Consider the following 1,053-nt stretch of genomic DNA (forward strand, 5'->3'; position numbering starts at 1 on the left):
GGGGCGCCAGTGGTGCTTGTACGGTTCGTCGCCGCGCATCAGGCTCAGGGCGCCGTGGGAGCCCTCGGCGGTGTGCGCGGCGCAGGCGTCCAGCAGTATGACGGCGACGTCCGCCTTGCGTTCGCGCAGCGAGGGATGCGCGCCGTAGAGGTAGCCGCCCGCGAGGCTCGGGGAGAGCAGCGTGAGGTCGACGGCGACGACCTCCTCGCCGATGCGGAACTCGGTGACGACTGCGTCCCCGGAGCGCACCATCGGCTCCACCGCCCGCACCAGGTGCTCCTTGAAGCGGGGCCGCAGATGCTCGGGCGTGACCTTCCGGCCCTGCCACTGGAGCCGGTGCAGCTCCAGCAGCCGGGCCACCGCCGCCTCTGCCTCACCGGGACCGGCCGTGTGCCGGGTCACCCCGAGCGCGGACAGCTTGCGCAGCTTGGCCCGTACCCGCTGGGCCTTGTTGGACGGCAGCCGGGTGAGCAGCTCGTCCATCGGCACCGGGGGCAGCTCCAGGCACAGGGAGTCCGGCACGCGTCGGCGCGGTCCCGGCCAGCGGTCGTAGACACGCTCCGCCGCGCCGCCGGCGCGTACCTCGCGCAGGTCGATCAGGGTGGTGCGGGCGGCCGTCCACAGGGCGTCGGTCAGGGCCGCGAGGGCGCGGCCGTCGTCGGCGTCGTCGAGCAGGACGTCGCCGTAGTCGGAGACCGTGCCGCCCAGCGGGACCAGCGCGGGGAAGGGGAGCCGGGTGAGGGTGAGGGGGGCGGCGGCGAGCAGGTCGCGGCCCGAGCGCACCAGCAGGACGCGGAGCCTGCCGGTCCTGCCGTACGACTGCCACCAGGAGTGCAGCCAGGCGTGGCTCTGGAACGGGGTCGCGGTGGCGCAACGCCGGTGCAGGCGGCCCCAGGCGGGGGCGAGGGCGGCGAAGGCCATGTCGTCGGTGAGGAGTTGGGTGGTGAGCGGGGGACGCGCGAAGGTTGCGGGGCGCGCCGCGTACGTCGCCGTCACAGCCGGCTGCGGACGTCGGCGGCGAAGGCCGGGCCGGGCAGCGGGGCCGCGAGCGCG

General features: G+C 75.6%; 1 protein-coding gene. It reads right to left on the minus strand.

Annotated elements, in window-relative coordinates; translation table 11 throughout:
- Window positions 1-996 (minus strand): GNAT family N-acetyltransferase (locus tag GT030_RS24640; RefSeq protein WP_161202975.1); only part of this gene is annotated, 996 nt, incomplete at its 3' end.
- Window positions 997-1,053 lie beyond the last annotated feature (57 nt).

The organism is Streptomyces sp. SID1328, assembly GCF_009865595.1.
In the GTDB taxonomy this organism is placed as follows: Bacteria; Actinomycetota; Actinomycetes; order Streptomycetales; family Streptomycetaceae; genus Streptomyces; species Streptomyces griseoluteus.